This window comes from Streptomyces sp. NBC_00212 (assembly GCF_045206365.1).
GTDB lineage: Bacteria > Actinomycetota > Actinomycetes > Streptomycetales > Streptomycetaceae > Streptomyces.
This window is the reverse complement of sequence record NZ_CP108115.1, coordinates 8,468,924-8,484,608: the sequence shown is the minus strand read 5'-3', so window position 1 is coordinate 8,484,608 and position 15,685 is coordinate 8,468,924. Positions and strand designations below refer to the sequence as shown.

Genomic DNA, 15,685 nt, shown 5'->3' with positions numbered 1-15,685 from the left:
GAGGAGCGGCCGCCTGGGCCTCCTGCTGGCCGACTACGCCACTCCCAACGGCGTCCCGCTCGGCCCTGGGTTGCCGGCAGGAGCTCATCGGTCTCGCCTGGAGGCACCTGGCAACTCCCGCCGCATGAGTGCCCCATGATCGAGGGCCACGGCCACCAGTTGTCGACCGGCGGGGAGATGGTGGTGGTCGTGCCCGCCCCTGATTGCGCTGGCCGATGACCCTATCGGGCAGGGGCGGGGCCGCGCGGGCTGCTGGAGACGGCACCGCTCACACGGATGAACCAGCGACTGCCTGCACGTTTCTGCACCCAAATGCCTCCCTACCGTGGGCAGGTGTCACTCCAGACCCCGGTGGCTGCCTGAGCCAGCCACACCCCGTCCACGCGGGGCCCGTTCAACCGGGGAACTGCCATGACGCACGAAACCCAACCCACACGCGAAGAACACGTCCCGACAGCACAGGAAAGCGCGCACACCCACACCCACACCCTCGACGGATACACCGTGGTCGAGCTCCACGGCGAGCTCGACCTGTGCTCAGCTCCCGCGGTCCGGGAACAACTGGACGCAGCCACCTCAACCGCGGGTGCCCGCGTGATCGTTGACCTGCGGCCCGCCCACTTCCTCGACTGCACAACCCTCGCCTTGATCTGCCGCGCCCGCCGCCGAGCCCTGCACACCGGCGGCACCATCGGATTGATCTGCACACACCCGTGGCACCTGCAGCTACTGCAAGCAACAGGGCTGAACACGATTCTTCGCCCGGCCGCCACGGTGGAGGAAGCCATCGCGCGCGAACCGCACGATGAGGACTGACGCGTTCAAGGGGCGCTCATCCCCCTCCCGCGGAGGGCGAGCACACCCCTGTGGCCAGCGCCCGGTCACCGGCCTGTCCGGCGAGCCCCAGGCCCAGCCGCCCGCACCCCAGAGCTACCCACAGGCCCGGCCTTGTTCGGCTGTCGCTCTCTGCAGTGCTCCCAGTCGATCAACGGGGTGGCTGGATGCGGTACGGCGACGTCTGACTAGTCGATCAGGAGAATCCCATTTCCGTGACAGTCATGCCGTCCTTGCCTTTGTGGCCGTCGTTGACGCAGGTGAACACGGTGGCGGTGTTGTTCAGCAGGTCTGTCCGTTTGCTGACCTTGGTCAGGCATGTGCCAAGCGCCAGCTGGCCGAAGGCGTTCGGATGGACGGCTTCCTGGATGTCTCGTTGGGGCACCCCGTTGAGGGCCCGGGGGGGGCGGGGAGGTAGGGGACCCAGGGGACCCACTCCGCGGCTTGGGAGGTGAGGGGATTGCTCGAAGAGTTGGCTTCGGTGGCTTGAGCGGAGGCTTCGTTGCACAGTTCATGACCGGCGAACGCGTCGCTGATGTCGAGGAATTTGACCCGCACCGAGTCCGCGGCCGCCTCGATCGCGCGGCTCATACCGCCCACGAGGGCCTGACGGGCCCAGTTCGTGTCCTCGTCGCAGAACGGGCAGCCGCCGTTGCTGTACCGCGTGAAGCGTGACTCGCTGTATCGGTAGGCGGTGCCCGGGGGCAGCGGAGCCGGGTAGGACTGCACCACCAGGCGGTAGTCGTCAGCCCGGCCGCCAGCAGGCCAGCGCCTCGTCGAATGCGGTGACGGCGGTGGACAGGTCCTGCTCGGTCCGGCTGGTCCGGGCTCGTGCCGCCAGCCGCTCGACCGCCCTGATGTCGAGCTGCCCGGGATCGAGTCGGAGTGCGTAGCCCGATCCCGAGCTGGGTAACGGATCCCCCAGTCCGGCCAGGGCCCGGCGCAGTCCGGACACATAGGTGTGCAGGCTGCCGGCGGCGGTGGCCGGCGGCGACTCGCCCCAGATGCGGTCGATCAGATCATCACGCGAGACCACACTGTTCGTACTCAGTGCGAGAACTCCGAACACCGCGCGTTGCTTCGGCGGACCGAGGACGAGCTCCCGCCTTCCGGCATAGGCACGGAGTGGTCCGAGAGTCTCCACCCTCAGACAACTGTCCTGCATGATGATGTCCCCTCCGAGAAAACAGTGTCCTGACTCGCGCCCTGTTCTTCCGGCTACCGGGCCAATTCCGGGCCCTCCTCATGCGTCCCTGCTATCCCTCTCCAGTTCAGTGAGCGTCGGCGGGTCCGCGCCCTGCCGCGTGCACGTGACCGCCGCCACCCGGGCGGCGAAGGACAGCGCTGCGGCGAGGTGTTCCACGAGGTGCGAGGAGAGCGTCGCGGCGTGCAGGGCACGGCGGGCGCCCTCCGCGTCCGCCACTCCCCCGCCGCCCGAAGCCAGGAGCCCCGTGCGCAGCAGTCCGCTGAGCAGTCCCGCCATGAAGGCGTCCCCCGCTCCCACCGTGTCGACGACACGGTCAATCCGCCTCGGCGGCAACCGGCAGTCGCCGTGCCGCCAGAAGGCCCACGCTCCTTCCTCCCCGAGGGTGACGACGACCAGCGACGGCCCCATGCGTGCCCAGCGGGCAGCCGCCTGAAAGGGATCCCCACCCGGATGGAGCCAACGCAGGTCCTCCGCGCTGGCCTTCACCACATCGCTCAGCATGACCATGCGCTCGACACGGGGACGCTCCCGCTCGGGGGCGGACAGGAGCGCGGGGCGCGGATTCGGGTCGTACGACACGGTCGCCGTGCCTCGGAGCTTCTCGACGGCGGCGACGGCGAGGCTCGCTCCGGGGGCCAAGGAGGTGGCGAGGGAGCCCGTATGGAGGTGGGACGGGAGACCTGGGGTCACCGGGTCCAGGGCCCGGGGATCCGGGTCCCAGCTCAAGTCGAAGTCGTACGTCGCCGATCCCTGGGCGTCGAGTCGGGCGACCGCGCTTGAGGTCGGGGCAGCGGTGACGGATCCGGCTGTCAACTCGACTCCGCCGCCCCGGAGATGGTCGGAGATCTGCTGTCCGGGCGCATCGTGCCCGATGCGGGTGGCGAGGCGTACGGGGTGGCCGAGCCGGGCGAGCCCGAGGGCCACGTTGGCGGGGCTGCCGCCCGGACGCGACCTGCGGGTACCTGTGGGCTTCACGATGACGTCGGTGAGGGCTTCGCCGATGACCAGCAGCGGAGGTGCGCCGGCCGTCACGGCGTCACCAGGATCTTGCGGCCGACGCCCGCCTGGAACTGGGCGAGTGCGGCGGCGTAGTCCGTCAGCGGGCGCCGGTCGCTGATGAAGATCTCGGAGTCCAGGACACCCGCCGCGAAGAGGTCGGCCGCTCTCTCGTAGCTGTGCAGTACGGCCATGGATCCGGTGATGGTGATCTCCTGGTTGTAGATGCGGTACGGCTCGATGGTGGCCCGCGCCGCGTAGTCGGCCACCCCGAACTGGAGGTAGGTGCCGCCGCGCGCGACCCTGCCGAGGGCGTCCTGGATGGCCCGTTCGCTGCCGGTGGCGTCGATGACGACGTCCCAACCGCGCGGCCGCTCGATCTCGTCGGCTGCCGCCGCGGCGTTCGTACAGCCCAACTCCCGTGCTGTCGCGAGCCGTTGGGGGTTGATGTCCAGGACGTCGACGGTGGCGGCGCCGGTGCGTTTGGCGAGCTCCAGCATCATCAGGCCCATGGTGCCGGAGCCGTAGATCAGGATGTGGGAGGCCATCGGGGAGCGCAGCACGTCGTAGCCGCGTACGGCGCACGACAGGGGTTCGATGAGGGCGGCGTCCTCGGTCCGTACGTGGTCGGGCAGGCGGACGCAGTTCGCCGCGGGGGCCAGGGCGAACTCGGCGGCCGCTCCCCCGGTGGTGACGCCGATCGCCGCGTACCGCTCGCACAGGTTGTTGCGGCCGATCCGGCAGTAGTGACACTCGTTGCAGTACAGGGAGGGGTCGACGGCGACCCGGTCGCCGAGGGAGAGCGTGTCCACCTCGGCTCCCAGCGCGACGACCTCTCCGGCGAACTCGTGGCCCGGCACGATCGGCAGGCTGGGGGCGAACTCGCCCTGGAGTATGTGGAGATCGGTGCCGCACAGACCGCACGCGGCGACGTGGACCACCACCTCCCGGGGCCCCGGTGCCGGATCGTCGACCGTCTCGACCGACACGACTCCGGGCGAGCTGATGACGGCTGCTTTCACTTGACTGCTCCAAGGGACAGGCCCTGGACGAGCTTGTCCTGGGCGGCGAAGCCGGCGACCAGGACCGGCAGGGAGACACAGACGGCGGCGGCGCACACCTTGGCCAGGAACAGGCCCTGGCTGGTGACGAAACCGGTGAGGAAGACGGGTGCGGTGCCGGCCACGACGCCGGTGAGCACCCGGGCGAACAGGAGCTCGTTCCAGCTGAAGATGAAGGAGATCAGAGCGGTGGCGGCGATGCCGGGGGCAGCCACCGGGGCGACGATGCGGACCAGGACGGTGGGCAGTCCGGCGCCGTCGATGGAGGCGGCCTCCAGGATCTCGACGGGGACCTCGGCCAGGAAGGAGCGCATCATCCACACCGCGATCGGGAGGTTCATCGAGGTGTAGAGGATGACCAGGAGCCAGATGTTGTCGAGCATTCCGGCGTTCTTGGCGATCAGGTAGACGGGGAGCAGGCCCGCGACGGCAGGCAGCATCTTCGTCGAGAGGAAGAAGAACAGGACGTCGGTCCATTTGCGGACCGGCTTGATGGACAGGGCGTAGGCCGCGGGGGTGGCCAGTGCGAGTACGAGCAGGGTCGAAGTGACGCTTGCTGTGAGGGAGTTGATGAGCGGCGGCCACGGGCTGACGCCCGTGCTGGTACCGAAGAACTCTCGGTAGCCCTGGAGGGTCAGTGCGGCGCCGACGCTCGGCGGGTTGGTCGCCGCGTCGGCCTCCCCGTGGAACGAGGTGAGCACCATCCAGGCGAACGGCAGGAAGAAGAACAGCCCGCAGAACCAGGCGAGGAATCCCCAGATGCCGCGGCGGACGAGCGCGGTCACAGTGCCTCCTCCTTGAACAGGGACGAGACCGTGCGCAGCGCGAAGGTGGCGATGAGCATGGTGCAGGCGACGACGATGACGCCTTCGGCCGAGGCCTGGCCGTAGTCGTGCGCCTGGTAGAAGGTCTCGTAGACGGTGTAGGGCAGGTTGGCGGTGCCGAGGCCGCCGGAGGTCAGGGTGAAGACGGCGTCGAAGTTCTGGACGACGTAGATGCTGCCGAGCAGGGCGGCGAGTTCCACGTAGCGGCGCAGGTGCGGAAAGGTGAGGTGGCGGAAGACCTGCCAGGTGGTCGCCCCGTCGACCCGGGCCGCCTCGACGATGTCCGGCGGGCGGCTCTGCAGCCCGGCGAGCAGGATCAGCATCATGAACGGGGTCCACTGCCAGATCAGCGACGCCTCGACGGCGATGAGGGGGATCGCTGACATCCAGTCGGGCTGCGGAGCGCTGTGGCTGCCGCAGAGCTGCCACAGCCAGGTCAGCGAGCCGTTGATGAACCCGTACGAGGCGTTGTAGAGGGCGTGCTTCCACAGCAGCGCGGAGGCCACCGGAACGACCAGGAACGGCGCGATGAGCATGGTGCGCACGACGCCCCGTCCCCGGAATCGGCGGTCCAGGAGCAGGGCGAGGCCGAGTCCGAGGAGCAGGCTGACCAGGACGACGGCCGCGGTCAGGACCACTGTGGTCACCAGCGAGGAGCGCAGGTCGGGGTCGGTGAAGGCTGCCTTGTAGTTGGCGAGTCCGCCGAAGCCGCGCCGGTCGGGTTCGAGGGCGTTCCAGCGCATGAACGAGATCACCAGGGTTCCCACGAAGGGGAGTTGGGTGACCACGACGAGGAACACCAGGGCGGGCAGCAGGGGTGCGCGGCGGGCCCAGGTGCCGCGCGGCCCGGGGGTGGCGCGGGAGGCGGGCAGCCGGACGCGGCGGGCGGGTCGGGCGAGGGGCGCGGCGGTCATGTCACTGTCCCTTGTGCTTGTCGGCGACCGCTTCGGCGCGGGCCTGACCCGCCTTGAGGGCGTCGGCGACGCTGGTCTTTCCGGCGATCGCGGCGCTGATCTGCTGGGAGACCTGGGTGCCGAGGTCGGTGAACTCGGGGATGCCCACGAACTGAATGCCGGGCGCGGGCCGGGGCTGCACGCCCGGGTTGCCCGGGTCGACGGCGGTCAGCGCGTCCTTGGTGGCAGAGGCGAACGCCGATGCGGCGGCGACGTACTTGGGGTTGCCGTAGGTCGACGTGCGCTTGCCCGCGGGGACCTTGGACCAGCCGAGCTGGGTGCCGACGAGGTTCTCGTAGTCCTTGCCGGAGGCCCAGGAGATGAACTTCCAGGCGTCGTCCTGGTTCTTGCTCGCCTTCTGGACGCCCCAGGCCCAGGTGTAGAGCCATCCCGAACTCTTGGTCTTCTCGACCGGCGCGGGCACGTAGCCGATCTTTCCGGCGACGGGTGAGCCGGTGGCCTCCAGGGCCCCGGCTGCGGACGTGGCGTCGTACCACATGGCGACCTTGCCCTGGGTCATGTCGTTCAGGCACTCGGTGAACCCGGCCTGCGGGGCGCCCGCCTCGCCATGGGAGCGGACCAGGTTCACGTAGAAGGTGACGGCCTCGGTGAACTCGGGGCTGTCGACCTTCGCCGTCCAGTCCTTCTCGAACCAGGTGCCACCCATGGTGTTGACGACGGTGGTGACCGGCGCCACCACCTCGCCCCAGCCGGGCTGTCCGCGCAGGCAGATGCCCTTCATGCCGGGCTGCGCCCCGTCCGCCTTCGCCGCGAGGTCGGCCACCTGCTGCCAGGTGGGGTGGTCCGGCATCGTGAGCTGCTTCGCGGCGAAGACGTCCTTGCGGTACATGAGGAAGGAGGATTCGCCGTAGAACGGCTCGGCGTAGAGCTGCCCCGACGCGGTCAGGGATTCCTGGATGGCGGGCAGAATGTCGCCCTGGCCGAAGGCGCTGTCGGCCTTCGCCCGGTCGGTGAGCGGGGCGAGCCAGCCGTTCTTGGCGTAGATCGGTGTCTCGTAGTTGCTGATGGTGGCGATGTCGTACTGGCCGGCCTGGCTCGCGAAGTCCTGACTGATCTTGTCTCGTACATCGTTCTCGGGCAGCACCGTGAAGTTGACGGTGATGCCGGTGGACTTGGTGAAGTGGTCGGCCGTCAGCTTCTGGAGGTCCGCCATCTGCGGGTTGTTGACCATAAGGACGTTGATGGAGTGGGCGCCGGAGCCCCCGCCCGCCCCGCCCGCGCCGGAACACGCGGCGAGCAGCGCGCCACAGAGGGCTACGGTCCCTGCGCGAACGATGTGCCCGTTCTTCCTCACGTAGATCATTCCTTCCCTAATGCTGCGGGCATGCCAAGGGCAGCCCGGGGCGGCTCTCGTGCTCCGGTATGCCAGAACGCGGCGTCCCGGGTCAGACCCGGATGACCTGCGGGCCGAGCAGGGAGTAGCGGTGGGCCTCGGCGGTGGACAGGCCGGTGTCGGTGATGATCGTTTCGAAGTCGGAGATCTCGGCGAACCGGCAGAAGCTGCTGGCGCCGAACTTGCCGTGGTGCCCCATGAAGACGCGCCGCCGGGAGACCGCCAGAGCCTTGGCCTTGACGTCGGCCACGGCCGGATCGGGCGTGGTCAGCCCGAACTCACGCGAGATGCCATTGGACCCGAGGTAGGCGAGGTCGATGACGAAACCCGACAGCATCGAGCAGGCCCACGCACCCACACTGGCCAGGGTCCGGGCGCGGACCCGGCCGCCGAGCAGCAGCACCGTGGTGTTCGCCGACTCGGCGACGGCGGCAGCCGTCGACAGCGAGGCGGTGATCACAGTCAGCGGCCGGTCTGTGGGCAGGAGCGAGGCAAGGATCTGGGGGGTGTAACCCTCGTCCACGAACACCGTCTCCGCCCCACCGAGCCACTTCACCCCCTCAGCGGCTATACGGCGCTTGTTCTCGACGTGCAGGGTCACCCTCTGGGCGAGGTTCGTCTCGAACCCCGCGCCCTCCACCGGATAGGCGCCACCGTGAGTGCGCCGCACGAGGCCCCGGCGCTCCAGCTCGCTCAGGTCCCGCCGGATGGTCTCCGGCGCCACCCCGAAGTCCGCCGCCACCACCGCGACCTCCACCCGGCCCTCCCGGCGCACCAGAGTCAGCAGCCTGTGGTGCCGCTCCTCCGAACCCATCTCAACTACCTGCCCTTCACAGCCCGTTCGGGCATCCGAAGCCCGAATGGACCCGCCAGAATTTATACCGCCGCAGCACTCAAGGGGACCGGCCCGTTCCAGACCACAGCCCGCCCGGATCTGCCCGTTTACCCGACGGTCCAATCGCAGGCCAAGTGGCGACAGTTGGCGATCGAAGGGCGAACGGGTGCCCGCCGGCGGCGAATCAGGCGCCGAACCGGGCGGTGGACCGTGACGGCCGGAGAGAACTGGGCCTACTCCCCCGACGTCCGCCTCCGGGCCCGGATCGGGCGGTGATCGGGAGGCAACCGGGTCGGAAACGGGCCTCCGCAGGTGCCATTCGGACACCGGTACCAGACCCATGGGCAGCATCCGGGCAAGTCGTCGGCCTTGTCGGCCGCAGGGAAACGGACAGAGTCGGTTCCGATGCGTAGTCGAACGGGCCCGTTCGGTTTGCGCGTTCGGCCTTACAACTTCTCCCATCGCTCTACGCGACCGGCGAGCCCTGTCGGTTCCGAGCGATATCTGACGGCTGGACTGTCCGGAGGCGACGACATGCCCGAGTTAGCGATCCACCCTGACGCCCGTTGCATCGAACCCGACAAGGAGTTCCTACGAGCCCTCCATGAGCGACACGGGTCCATGCTGCTCCGCTTCACCACTCGGATCCAGGGGCGCAGTGCCTCCGCCGCGGTGTCGAGTTCGGCGGCGTACTGCCAGGCGCATATCGCAGTCTCCTGGAGGATGTCTTCGGCACGGCGCCAGTCGCCGCCGAGGAGGCCGGCGGTCAAATCCCACACCCACTACGCAATACGAGCTTTACGGAGTGGCCTCAACAACCCTGGCCTCACGCGTGTTTGACGGACCATCATGCAATGCCCCCCAGACAGTCACCTTCCGCTGGCGGCGATCCTCAACCCTGGCCGTCCCGTGTTGGAAGCCGTCGACCGTGCGCCGCGACGGCGGTATGGGTCCGGGCATCGATCAGCCGATCGACCAACGACAACTCTCAACATTCCGCCAGCACAGTCGACTTGGCAGGACCAGCGACTTCCCCCGCTCAACCGGACTTCAAGAAGGCTCTGAGGCGGCGGGCGCCCAAGCAGTACCTACCAGAAAGGTGACACGGACATGGCCGACCCTCGTGGCGTCCCGCTGTGGAATTCGCTGACCATCGAGAGGCGATTCATTCCCGATCAGGGGCGTATGACATACCAGCCACCCCAGGACTGGTTCACCATCGTGGCTCCTCTGCATGGCTTATGCCAGGTGGAATACCTGGACGGTTCGGGCTGGCATCAGACCACACTCGTCTCCGGAGACACCTCTCGCCTCGTCGGCAAGAGCGCGGTGCGGCTTCGGCGGCCACCGTCAGTGAAGCAACGCGTCGAGATTGCCTTTATCGCACTGCCTACACAGCACTTTCGGTACTACGCGGACGAACATCCGGAAGTCGCCGTTCGTGACCTTTCGGCCCTGGAGACTCCGCGGGTTTTCGACCCCGTAGCCGCGGCCATGGCCCCCGGTCTACTGCGTGCCCACGACGCCGGGGTGGGCGAACACTACGCGTTCAGAGCGGCCCACTACCTGACCGCCCATCTGCTCCACCCGCACCACGACCTACGGTCGGACACCCCGGGCCTCAACCCGGAACGACTGCTCGCGGTGACCGACTACATGCACGAGCACCTGGCATCGCACATCACCCTCGAAGACATGGCCAAGGAAGCCTTACTCAGCCGCTACCACTTCGTACGCCAATTCGCCGCCGCCACGGGAAAAACGCCCGTCCAGTACCTGACCGAATTACGTGTCGACACCGCGTGCCGCCTCCTCACCACGAGCAACGAACTCATATCCCAGGTCGGCAGCCGCTGCGGCTTCCCCAACCCGGGAAACTTCGCCCGCGTCTTCAAAAAACACCTGGGCTGCTCACCCCTCCAGTACCGGCAGCGATCCCAGCCGACGTGACACTCCCCGTTGAGCTGGGCGTGGGTGAGCAGATCGCAGAACAGGGGCGCTACGCGAGCGCGGTCGCAAGTGCCGCTGCAATTCCCTGCGGTTCTGCGGGGCCCTCGCGAGGTTCCCCCGACGGCGGTGGCGGTGGCCAGCCCAGCAGCCCGGCTCAAGCAGGTGGGCGCCGACGCCCGCGAGCTGCTTCAACAACTTGACGCCCGATTCCCTGCGGCGCCGTTTCGCCGCAGGCCCAGGTGCTCCGAACGATCCTGGTGCAGCACTTCCTGGTGGACGGGCACGGACAGTTCCGGCCACGTGCCAAGCACGACGGCCAGCCGCCCTCCGGGATACGGGTCGAGTCGCCGAGCTCGCACCGGGTGACCGTCTCACGGAGCACCAACTGCCCGACAGGTACGTACTGCTCGTCCAGGACGACGCCGTGGAGGAGGTGGAGCACGGCGGTCGGGCACCCACCTGTGTCGGTGTCCGAGGCGGCGCTCGTCGTCGTACCGGCCGGCACGAGCACGGTGCGTGCGGGTCGGCGACGACGGTGGCGCGGGTGTTCACGGCCCACTGCGACGAGCAGATGAAACGGGCCGTCAACCACGGCGCCGGGGCCGACCTGCGAGCCGCACCGCTGCCGGAGACCACCGAGTCCGGCCAGGACGTGATCCGGATCCATCGCCTGCGTGACGTACCCGACGGAGAAGGGCGCCTCGGCCGGATCTTCCGTACGGCGTCGCTGATGGTGAACTGGTTTCCGGTGCACGAGGGGCCGCGCGACACCGAACGGCTCTCGCCCCATTCCCACCAGGACTTCGAGCAGATGTAGGTGACCCTCACCGGGCGCTACGCCCACCACCTCAGGGTCCCTTGGACCGCTCGGATGAGTGAGTGGCGCGACGCCACGCACGTCCAGGTCAACAGCCCCTCGATGACACTGATCCCGCCGACCGTCGTCCACACCATCCGCGCCGTGGGAGCAGGACCGCACACGCTCATCGATGTGTTCGCCCCTCCGCGCGAGGACTTCCGCCCTGACCTATCAGCGTTCCGAGGGTCAAGCCGCCGACGCAATCCCGGGCCCGAACTCCCTCGGAACGGCCGTGCCGGCGAGTTCACCGCCCTCCAGGACCCCACGGGCACCTGCACCCTCTGGTTCTGTGTCAGCGATCCCGGCCCCGGCCCCTCCCGCTGGGCCCAGGTCGTGCTGGGCCCGCAGTTCGACGGAAGCGCCTGGCCATGAATGGCTCCGCCCCACAGCGTCGTACGGACCCATGTGCACGGTGCATCGGTCGGCTGGCCGGAAGACAGCTCGACACCTCACCCCGGCGTCACCAAGCTGAGGGCGGAACCCAGGAAAGCGGATTTCGCGCATGCGATCCCCCGGGCACCTGGGACTTCGTGCCCCAGGATCGATGAGCAGCAGTTTCACTCGCTGATCTTCCAACGACGCATCCGGAGAGGCTCCATGTCCATCCGACGCAGATTGTTCGCGTTCGTCACGGCGGTGCTGGCGATCCTGGCCATCGCCCTGGCCGGCGCGCCTGCGCAGGCCGCAGGCTTCAGTCCGATCAATGTCTGGAACTCCAGCCACTGTCTCGACAACGCCACCGAGAACGACGCCAGGCTCCAGATGTGGTCGTGCACCGGCGGCTCCGAACAGAAGTGGCTTGAGGGGTTCAACACCCAGACCGGTCTGTTCACCTTCACCAACCAGCACACGGGGCGGTGCATCACCGCTCCCGCTGCGGGGTCGGGGACAGTCGGGGTGGGGTTCTGTAACGCCGCCGCGACCGCCCAGCAGTGGCGCGTGTTCTTCGCGGACAACCCCAACGGGCCGCCCTCGGGCTGGTACCAGGTGTGGCAGAACGTATCGAGCGGGTTCTGCCTGTCGACGCCCAGTGTGCGCAACGGCACCCTTGTGCAGACGACTCCCTGCGATCCCTCTGACCAGTACGACAGGTGGCACCAGCAGTGATCACCCGTCCCATCGGGGCCGGGCAGACTCCCGGCCCCGACTTCCACCCGCGTTACATCTCGAAGCCTCAACCGGCCTCCGAAGGCCGGTAGATGGGCACCGCTCTTCCACAGGGCTCTTGACGGTGGCACAGCCGTTGCCGACGGCCGCGGTGGCCGTGATGTCACCGATCAGGGCTATGCCTTGGCCGTACCAACCAATGGCGCGGCGTAAGTTCGACCGCCTGCCACCCGAGCGGCCCGGACCGGCCCCGGCCAGGCATAGTCAGGTCCTGCTCGCACAGCGGATCGACGTCCACGTCGAGCTGCGTCCCACTCGCCTCAGCTGTCCTCAGGAGTTGGTCCTGGGTGATCAATCGGCGAGCGGGGAAAGCTCGAAGATGGAATTCACCCATCCGTCGACAGCACGCGATTGCTGTTTTCGTGGGCGGGCGGTCGAAATACTGGCTGGGGGTGCAGTGGTCAGGGAAGAGCACGTCTACTTTGGGCCACACCGCGGCGGCGTCCAAACGTTCTATTTCTCCAAGGAAGAGACCGAGAAGATCGCCTACGGGTCCAAGAAGGCGGGTGTTGTCGTTGGCGTGCTGGCAAGCTTGATCGACAGCGTCACGCTGGGGATTGTGAGCGCCTACGCGGGGGCGATCTCACGAAAGGCGGAGCGCTGTCTGAGACGGGGCAAGTTCCTCAAGATCGACATCTGGGCTGTGGTGGTCGTGCCGCGCGAGTACGAGCCCTGACGTGCCGGAGGCCAGACTCGACGTCGCATGAGGGGTCGTCAGTTGACTGACGAACCCCTTCCGCCTGTTCAGAGCGAGCACAGTGACCGGGGACGCTACCCCGCGGGCCAACCCCGACACTCAAGTGCCAGCCCAGGCGCCAAGAGGGCCAGATCGGCTGCTCAGCCACATGCCCGGCGATGCCCAACCCTCCTCCAAGCATCAGCTCATGGTGTGCAAATGCAGAAATCTGGCCGATCGCCTAACTGGTGTTACCTGTGGGGAAAATGGGGCCCAACGCTAGTCCTAGGAATTCCATTCCTTTCGGTGATGGCGCGAAGTGTTCCGTCACGCTACCTGTTGCTCGGTTCACTGGCATATGCATCACCTCGGTGGGAACATCCTTGGGTATCCGCGTCCAGGGGGCACTGCGTTTCGCCAGGAGAAGCCCGGGGCGCGCGGGGACCGGCCCGGGCTGAGTCAGTCCACCAGCCCGGGGCGGGGGAAGCGGGGGGCGACGTGACCGGAAATGAGTGGTGGATCCCAGTTGCCACCTGCGCCGTGGTGACCTGGGGGTCTCTCCTCGTCAGGTTCCACGGCAAGGCACGGCTGATGGCTACCTGGAAATCCCGCCGGTGGGCGCTGCTCGTGGTCGTGTGGACCTCCTGCGTCGCCGGCCTGGTGAGCGCCTTCCTCCTACCGCACGCTTCACGGCTGCCCCCGCTGGCCCTCGGCGCTGCTGCCGGATTGGGGGTCGCGTCGCGCACCTCGACCAACAAGGGACAGCAGCCTGGCGGGGGCGCCGTCATCAAGACCCTGACAGCCTACGACTCCGTGATCCTGGACCACCTGGTCGACCAGCTGAGCAACCAACAGGCTGAATGGTGCGACCGACTGGCCGGCGGCTTCTGCTGGGCCCACGAGTTGGAAGACTTCGCCGAGGACGTCCAGCGCTTCCTCATCGCGCGTGTCGATGCCGCCAGTCCGTCGGCCCAGCGGCTGAGTCTGAGGCGCCGGACCATCACCGCCACCCACAAGAACATACAGACCGCGGTGCAGAGATGGGCGACGCAGGAACGCGAACTGATCAAGGCTCGCGGAACCTCACCCGCAGAGGTCGAACGGTTGGAGCGCAAGTGCCGCAAAGCCAGGGCCGAGGCAGAACAGCACTGCCTCACCCTGCTCGGCATCGCCTACAAGACGGGCAACCGAACCAACGACCGGAAGATCGAAGCCCTCAAGGCCAAGCTAGCCCACGACGGAGCGCCCCACGGCATGGCGGGCATGCCCACTGCACGCACCAGGCCGGTCGCGGGGGAAGTCTCCCGTGGACGCGGGCGCCGCTGACCGGACACCGGCCGACGAATCCGTCGGCCGGCTAACGGCCGGAAGGGACATAAGGCTGGGCCGGGCCCCCTGGGACGCCCGCCTCATTGCGGTCCGGCTGGCCGGCGAGCGGTGCGTCGAAGAAGCGAACCTCCACAGAGGCATCCAGCGACGAGGCGATGCTGGCCAGCGACTTGAGGGTGAGGTTCTCGTCCCCCGAGAGGATCTGGCTGACTCTCCCGGCGGACACGCCCATGAGCTGTGCGAGCTGACCACGCGTCACGTTGCGTTCCGCCAGCAGCCCCGCCAACGACGCCGTCGCCTGATGGGTGAGCTGGATGCCGGCTAACTCCCGGGTCTCGTCGCGGTTCCGCCAGGCCATAGCCACCCCCGGTAGTCACAGCGCCGCACTGCGTCGCCCTCTACTGAGAGCTTCCCACGTTTAGCCTTACCTAAAAGCCCCTTCACGGCAAAGAATTGATCCAACGTCATCATTCATCCCTGTTCGCCACCTCATGACCAGCAATGACGCTGTGAGCGGCGCTATTCGGCCATTCATTTGCGGGCTATGCACCCGGTCCGGAAAATGGGCCCTTCTGGATCATCAGGATCCTGCACAACAGAGCCCTGCGTCGCCGCACAGTCCGGGTCGCAGTTCCTCCTGTGCACCGAACCGCGCTCTGTCGCAGGAGCCTGCACGGCGGCGATACGGGAAGGGTCCTCCGATCCGTGCGCTCCGGCCGCGCCGCTGTGGCCAGGCCAAGGGGGGCCGTCGAGTTCTTGCCTGCGAGCAGGCAAGTGAACCGGGCGCGTGCCGGCGGGACGCCACTGGCCATGTTCGGCCGGTGGAGACGCAACTCGCCGCGGACTCCGACACTCACATGCCTCAACTCCCCGGCCCCGGCTGCCGTCGGCAGCCATCCGCGCCCGTGAGGAAGGAGCACTCGGGTCTGGGCGGCCCGACGGTGTCCGTCTGCCGGGCGTGCACCACCCGGTCCCGCTCGTCGATCCGCCGCACCGCCCCGTCCCGGGCGGCGAACAGCCAGCCCGGATATTGCACCGCCGCTGCCTCCTCAACCCGGCCCCCGCCCGTCCCGGCGCCGCCGCGGTAGGCGGCCACCAGCTCACCGGCCACCTCCGGATCCAGGGTCGCGGACAGCACCACCACCGGCGTCGCCAGCGCCCCCAGCCAGTGCAGCAACCGCAGCATCTGACGGCGCATGTAGACGCTGTGGGCATGCGCCTCATCGGATGACGACCGTCCGCCCCGACAACCCCAGCAGACGCAGCGCCCCGTACCGCACCTGCTGCACCGCCATGAACGCCTGATCAATCGTGGCGACCGTGAACGAGGCGAGCAGCGCCAACTCGGCAGCGAGAAGGTCACATTCACACGCGAGGACCGGGCCTTTCTCGCGGTGTTCCTCGCGCCGCTGCCCCTCGAGGTCCTCCGGCAGCTGCGGCTGCTGGTCCACCCCGACGCGATCCCGCGCTGGCATCGGCGCCGAAGCAGGTCCTGGCGCCCGATGAGCATCCGCCGAGCACCCGAGGGCGTCCGATGCGGCTACCCGCGCGCGGTCATTCCATGCCCGCTACGTCCGGTGACGTCGATCATGGGAATCCGCTGTCCGACCTCGTACGATGACCCGCCGCTCCGGACGGGG

18 protein-coding genes are annotated in these 15,685 nt (G+C 68.1%); 7 read left to right on the top strand and 11 right to left on the bottom strand.

Annotation, left to right across the window (positions count from 1 at the left end; translation table 11 throughout):
* Positions 1-411 precede the first annotated feature (411 nt).
* Complete coding sequence (locus OHA17_RS38855; RefSeq protein ID WP_406510466.1) at positions 412-816, top strand: STAS domain-containing protein; 405 nt, start codon at positions 412-414, stop codon at positions 814-816.
* 214 nt (positions 817-1,030) lie between these two features.
* Here OHA17_RS38855 and OHA17_RS38850 read toward each other — a convergent pair whose 3' ends face one another.
* The 8 genes from OHA17_RS38850 to OHA17_RS38815 form a co-directional block, all read right to left on the bottom strand.
* On the bottom strand, positions 1,031-1,219 hold the full coding sequence (locus tag OHA17_RS38850; RefSeq protein ID WP_406510465.1) for a hypothetical protein: 189 nt from the start codon (positions 1,217-1,219) through the stop codon (positions 1,031-1,033).
* A gap of 360 nt (positions 1,220-1,579) precedes the next feature.
* A complete protein-coding gene (locus OHA17_RS38845) occupies positions 1,580-1,999 on the bottom strand; it encodes a winged helix-turn-helix domain-containing protein (RefSeq protein WP_406510464.1) in 420 nt (139 codons plus the stop codon).
* A gap of 78 nt (positions 2,000-2,077) precedes the next feature.
* Positions 2,078-3,073, bottom strand: coding sequence for a carbohydrate kinase (locus OHA17_RS38840; RefSeq protein ID WP_406510463.1), 996 nt, complete (start codon positions 3,071-3,073; stop codon positions 2,078-2,080).
* A complete protein-coding gene (locus tag OHA17_RS38835) occupies positions 3,070-4,059 on the bottom strand; it encodes a zinc-dependent alcohol dehydrogenase family protein (protein WP_406510462.1) in 990 nt (329 codons plus the stop codon). The genes OHA17_RS38840 and OHA17_RS38835 overlap by 4 nt, the downstream gene beginning before the upstream one ends.
* On the bottom strand, positions 4,056-4,883 hold the full coding sequence (locus OHA17_RS38830; RefSeq protein ID WP_406510461.1) for a carbohydrate ABC transporter permease: 828 nt from the start codon (positions 4,881-4,883) through the stop codon (positions 4,056-4,058). The genes OHA17_RS38835 and OHA17_RS38830 overlap by 4 nt, the downstream gene beginning before the upstream one ends.
* Complete coding sequence (locus OHA17_RS38825) at positions 4,880-5,836, bottom strand: carbohydrate ABC transporter permease (RefSeq protein WP_406510460.1); 957 nt, start codon at positions 5,834-5,836, stop codon at positions 4,880-4,882. The genes OHA17_RS38830 and OHA17_RS38825 overlap by 4 nt, the downstream gene beginning before the upstream one ends.
* A gap of 1 nt (position 5,837) precedes the next feature.
* Positions 5,838-7,199 carry an ABC transporter substrate-binding protein gene (locus OHA17_RS38820; RefSeq protein ID WP_406510459.1) on the bottom strand — a complete coding sequence of 454 codons (1,362 nt, stop codon included), beginning with the start codon at positions 7,197-7,199 and terminating at the stop codon, positions 5,838-5,840.
* Positions 7,200-7,281: 82 nt separating this feature from the next.
* The gene (locus OHA17_RS38815) at positions 7,282-8,043 is read right to left on the bottom strand and encodes a DeoR/GlpR family DNA-binding transcription regulator (protein WP_406510458.1); all 762 of its coding nucleotides are present in this window, start codon (positions 8,041-8,043) and stop codon (positions 7,282-7,284) included.
* Positions 8,044-9,174: 1,131 nt separating this feature from the next.
* Between OHA17_RS38815 and OHA17_RS38810 the strand changes: the two genes are divergently transcribed.
* From OHA17_RS38810 to OHA17_RS38785, 6 genes are all read left to right on the top strand, one after another.
* Positions 9,175-10,014 (top strand): helix-turn-helix domain-containing protein, encoded by an 840-nt coding sequence (locus OHA17_RS38810; protein WP_406510457.1) that lies wholly within the window; start codon positions 9,175-9,177, stop codon positions 10,012-10,014.
* Between the two features lie 544 nt (positions 10,015-10,558).
* A complete protein-coding gene (locus OHA17_RS38805; RefSeq protein WP_406510456.1) occupies positions 10,559-10,831 on the top strand; it encodes a hypothetical protein in 273 nt (90 codons plus the stop codon).
* A gap of 54 nt (positions 10,832-10,885) precedes the next feature.
* A complete protein-coding gene (locus OHA17_RS38800; protein WP_406510455.1) occupies positions 10,886-11,245 on the top strand; it encodes a hypothetical protein in 360 nt (119 codons plus the stop codon).
* Between the two features lie 225 nt (positions 11,246-11,470).
* The gene (locus tag OHA17_RS38795; RefSeq protein ID WP_406510454.1) at positions 11,471-11,980 is read left to right on the top strand and encodes an RICIN domain-containing protein; all 510 of its coding nucleotides are present in this window, start codon (positions 11,471-11,473) and stop codon (positions 11,978-11,980) included.
* Between the two features lie 118 nt (positions 11,981-12,098).
* The gene (locus OHA17_RS38790; protein ID WP_406510453.1) at positions 12,099-12,716 is read left to right on the top strand and encodes a hypothetical protein; all 618 of its coding nucleotides are present in this window, start codon (positions 12,099-12,101) and stop codon (positions 12,714-12,716) included.
* Positions 12,717-13,307: 591 nt separating this feature from the next.
* Positions 13,308-14,042 carry a hypothetical protein gene (locus tag OHA17_RS38785; protein ID WP_406510452.1) on the top strand — a complete coding sequence of 245 codons (735 nt, stop codon included), beginning with the start codon at positions 13,308-13,310 and terminating at the stop codon, positions 14,040-14,042.
* Positions 14,043-14,073: 31 nt separating this feature from the next.
* On the opposite strand, the gene OHA17_RS38780 is transcribed toward OHA17_RS38785, so the two are convergent.
* The 3 genes from OHA17_RS38780 to OHA17_RS38770 all read right to left on the bottom strand — a co-directional run bounded on the left by OHA17_RS38780 (position 14,074) and on the right by OHA17_RS38770 (position 15,496).
* Positions 14,074-14,403 (bottom strand): helix-turn-helix domain-containing protein, encoded by a 330-nt coding sequence (locus OHA17_RS38780; protein ID WP_398882289.1) that lies wholly within the window; start codon positions 14,401-14,403, stop codon positions 14,074-14,076.
* 504 nt (positions 14,404-14,907) lie between these two features.
* Complete coding sequence (locus OHA17_RS38775) at positions 14,908-15,243, bottom strand: hypothetical protein (RefSeq protein WP_406510451.1); 336 nt, start codon at positions 15,241-15,243, stop codon at positions 14,908-14,910.
* Between the two features lie 22 nt (positions 15,244-15,265).
* Complete coding sequence (locus OHA17_RS38770; RefSeq protein ID WP_406510450.1) at positions 15,266-15,496, bottom strand: hypothetical protein; 231 nt, start codon at positions 15,494-15,496, stop codon at positions 15,266-15,268.
* Positions 15,497-15,685: the final 189 nt, after the last annotated feature.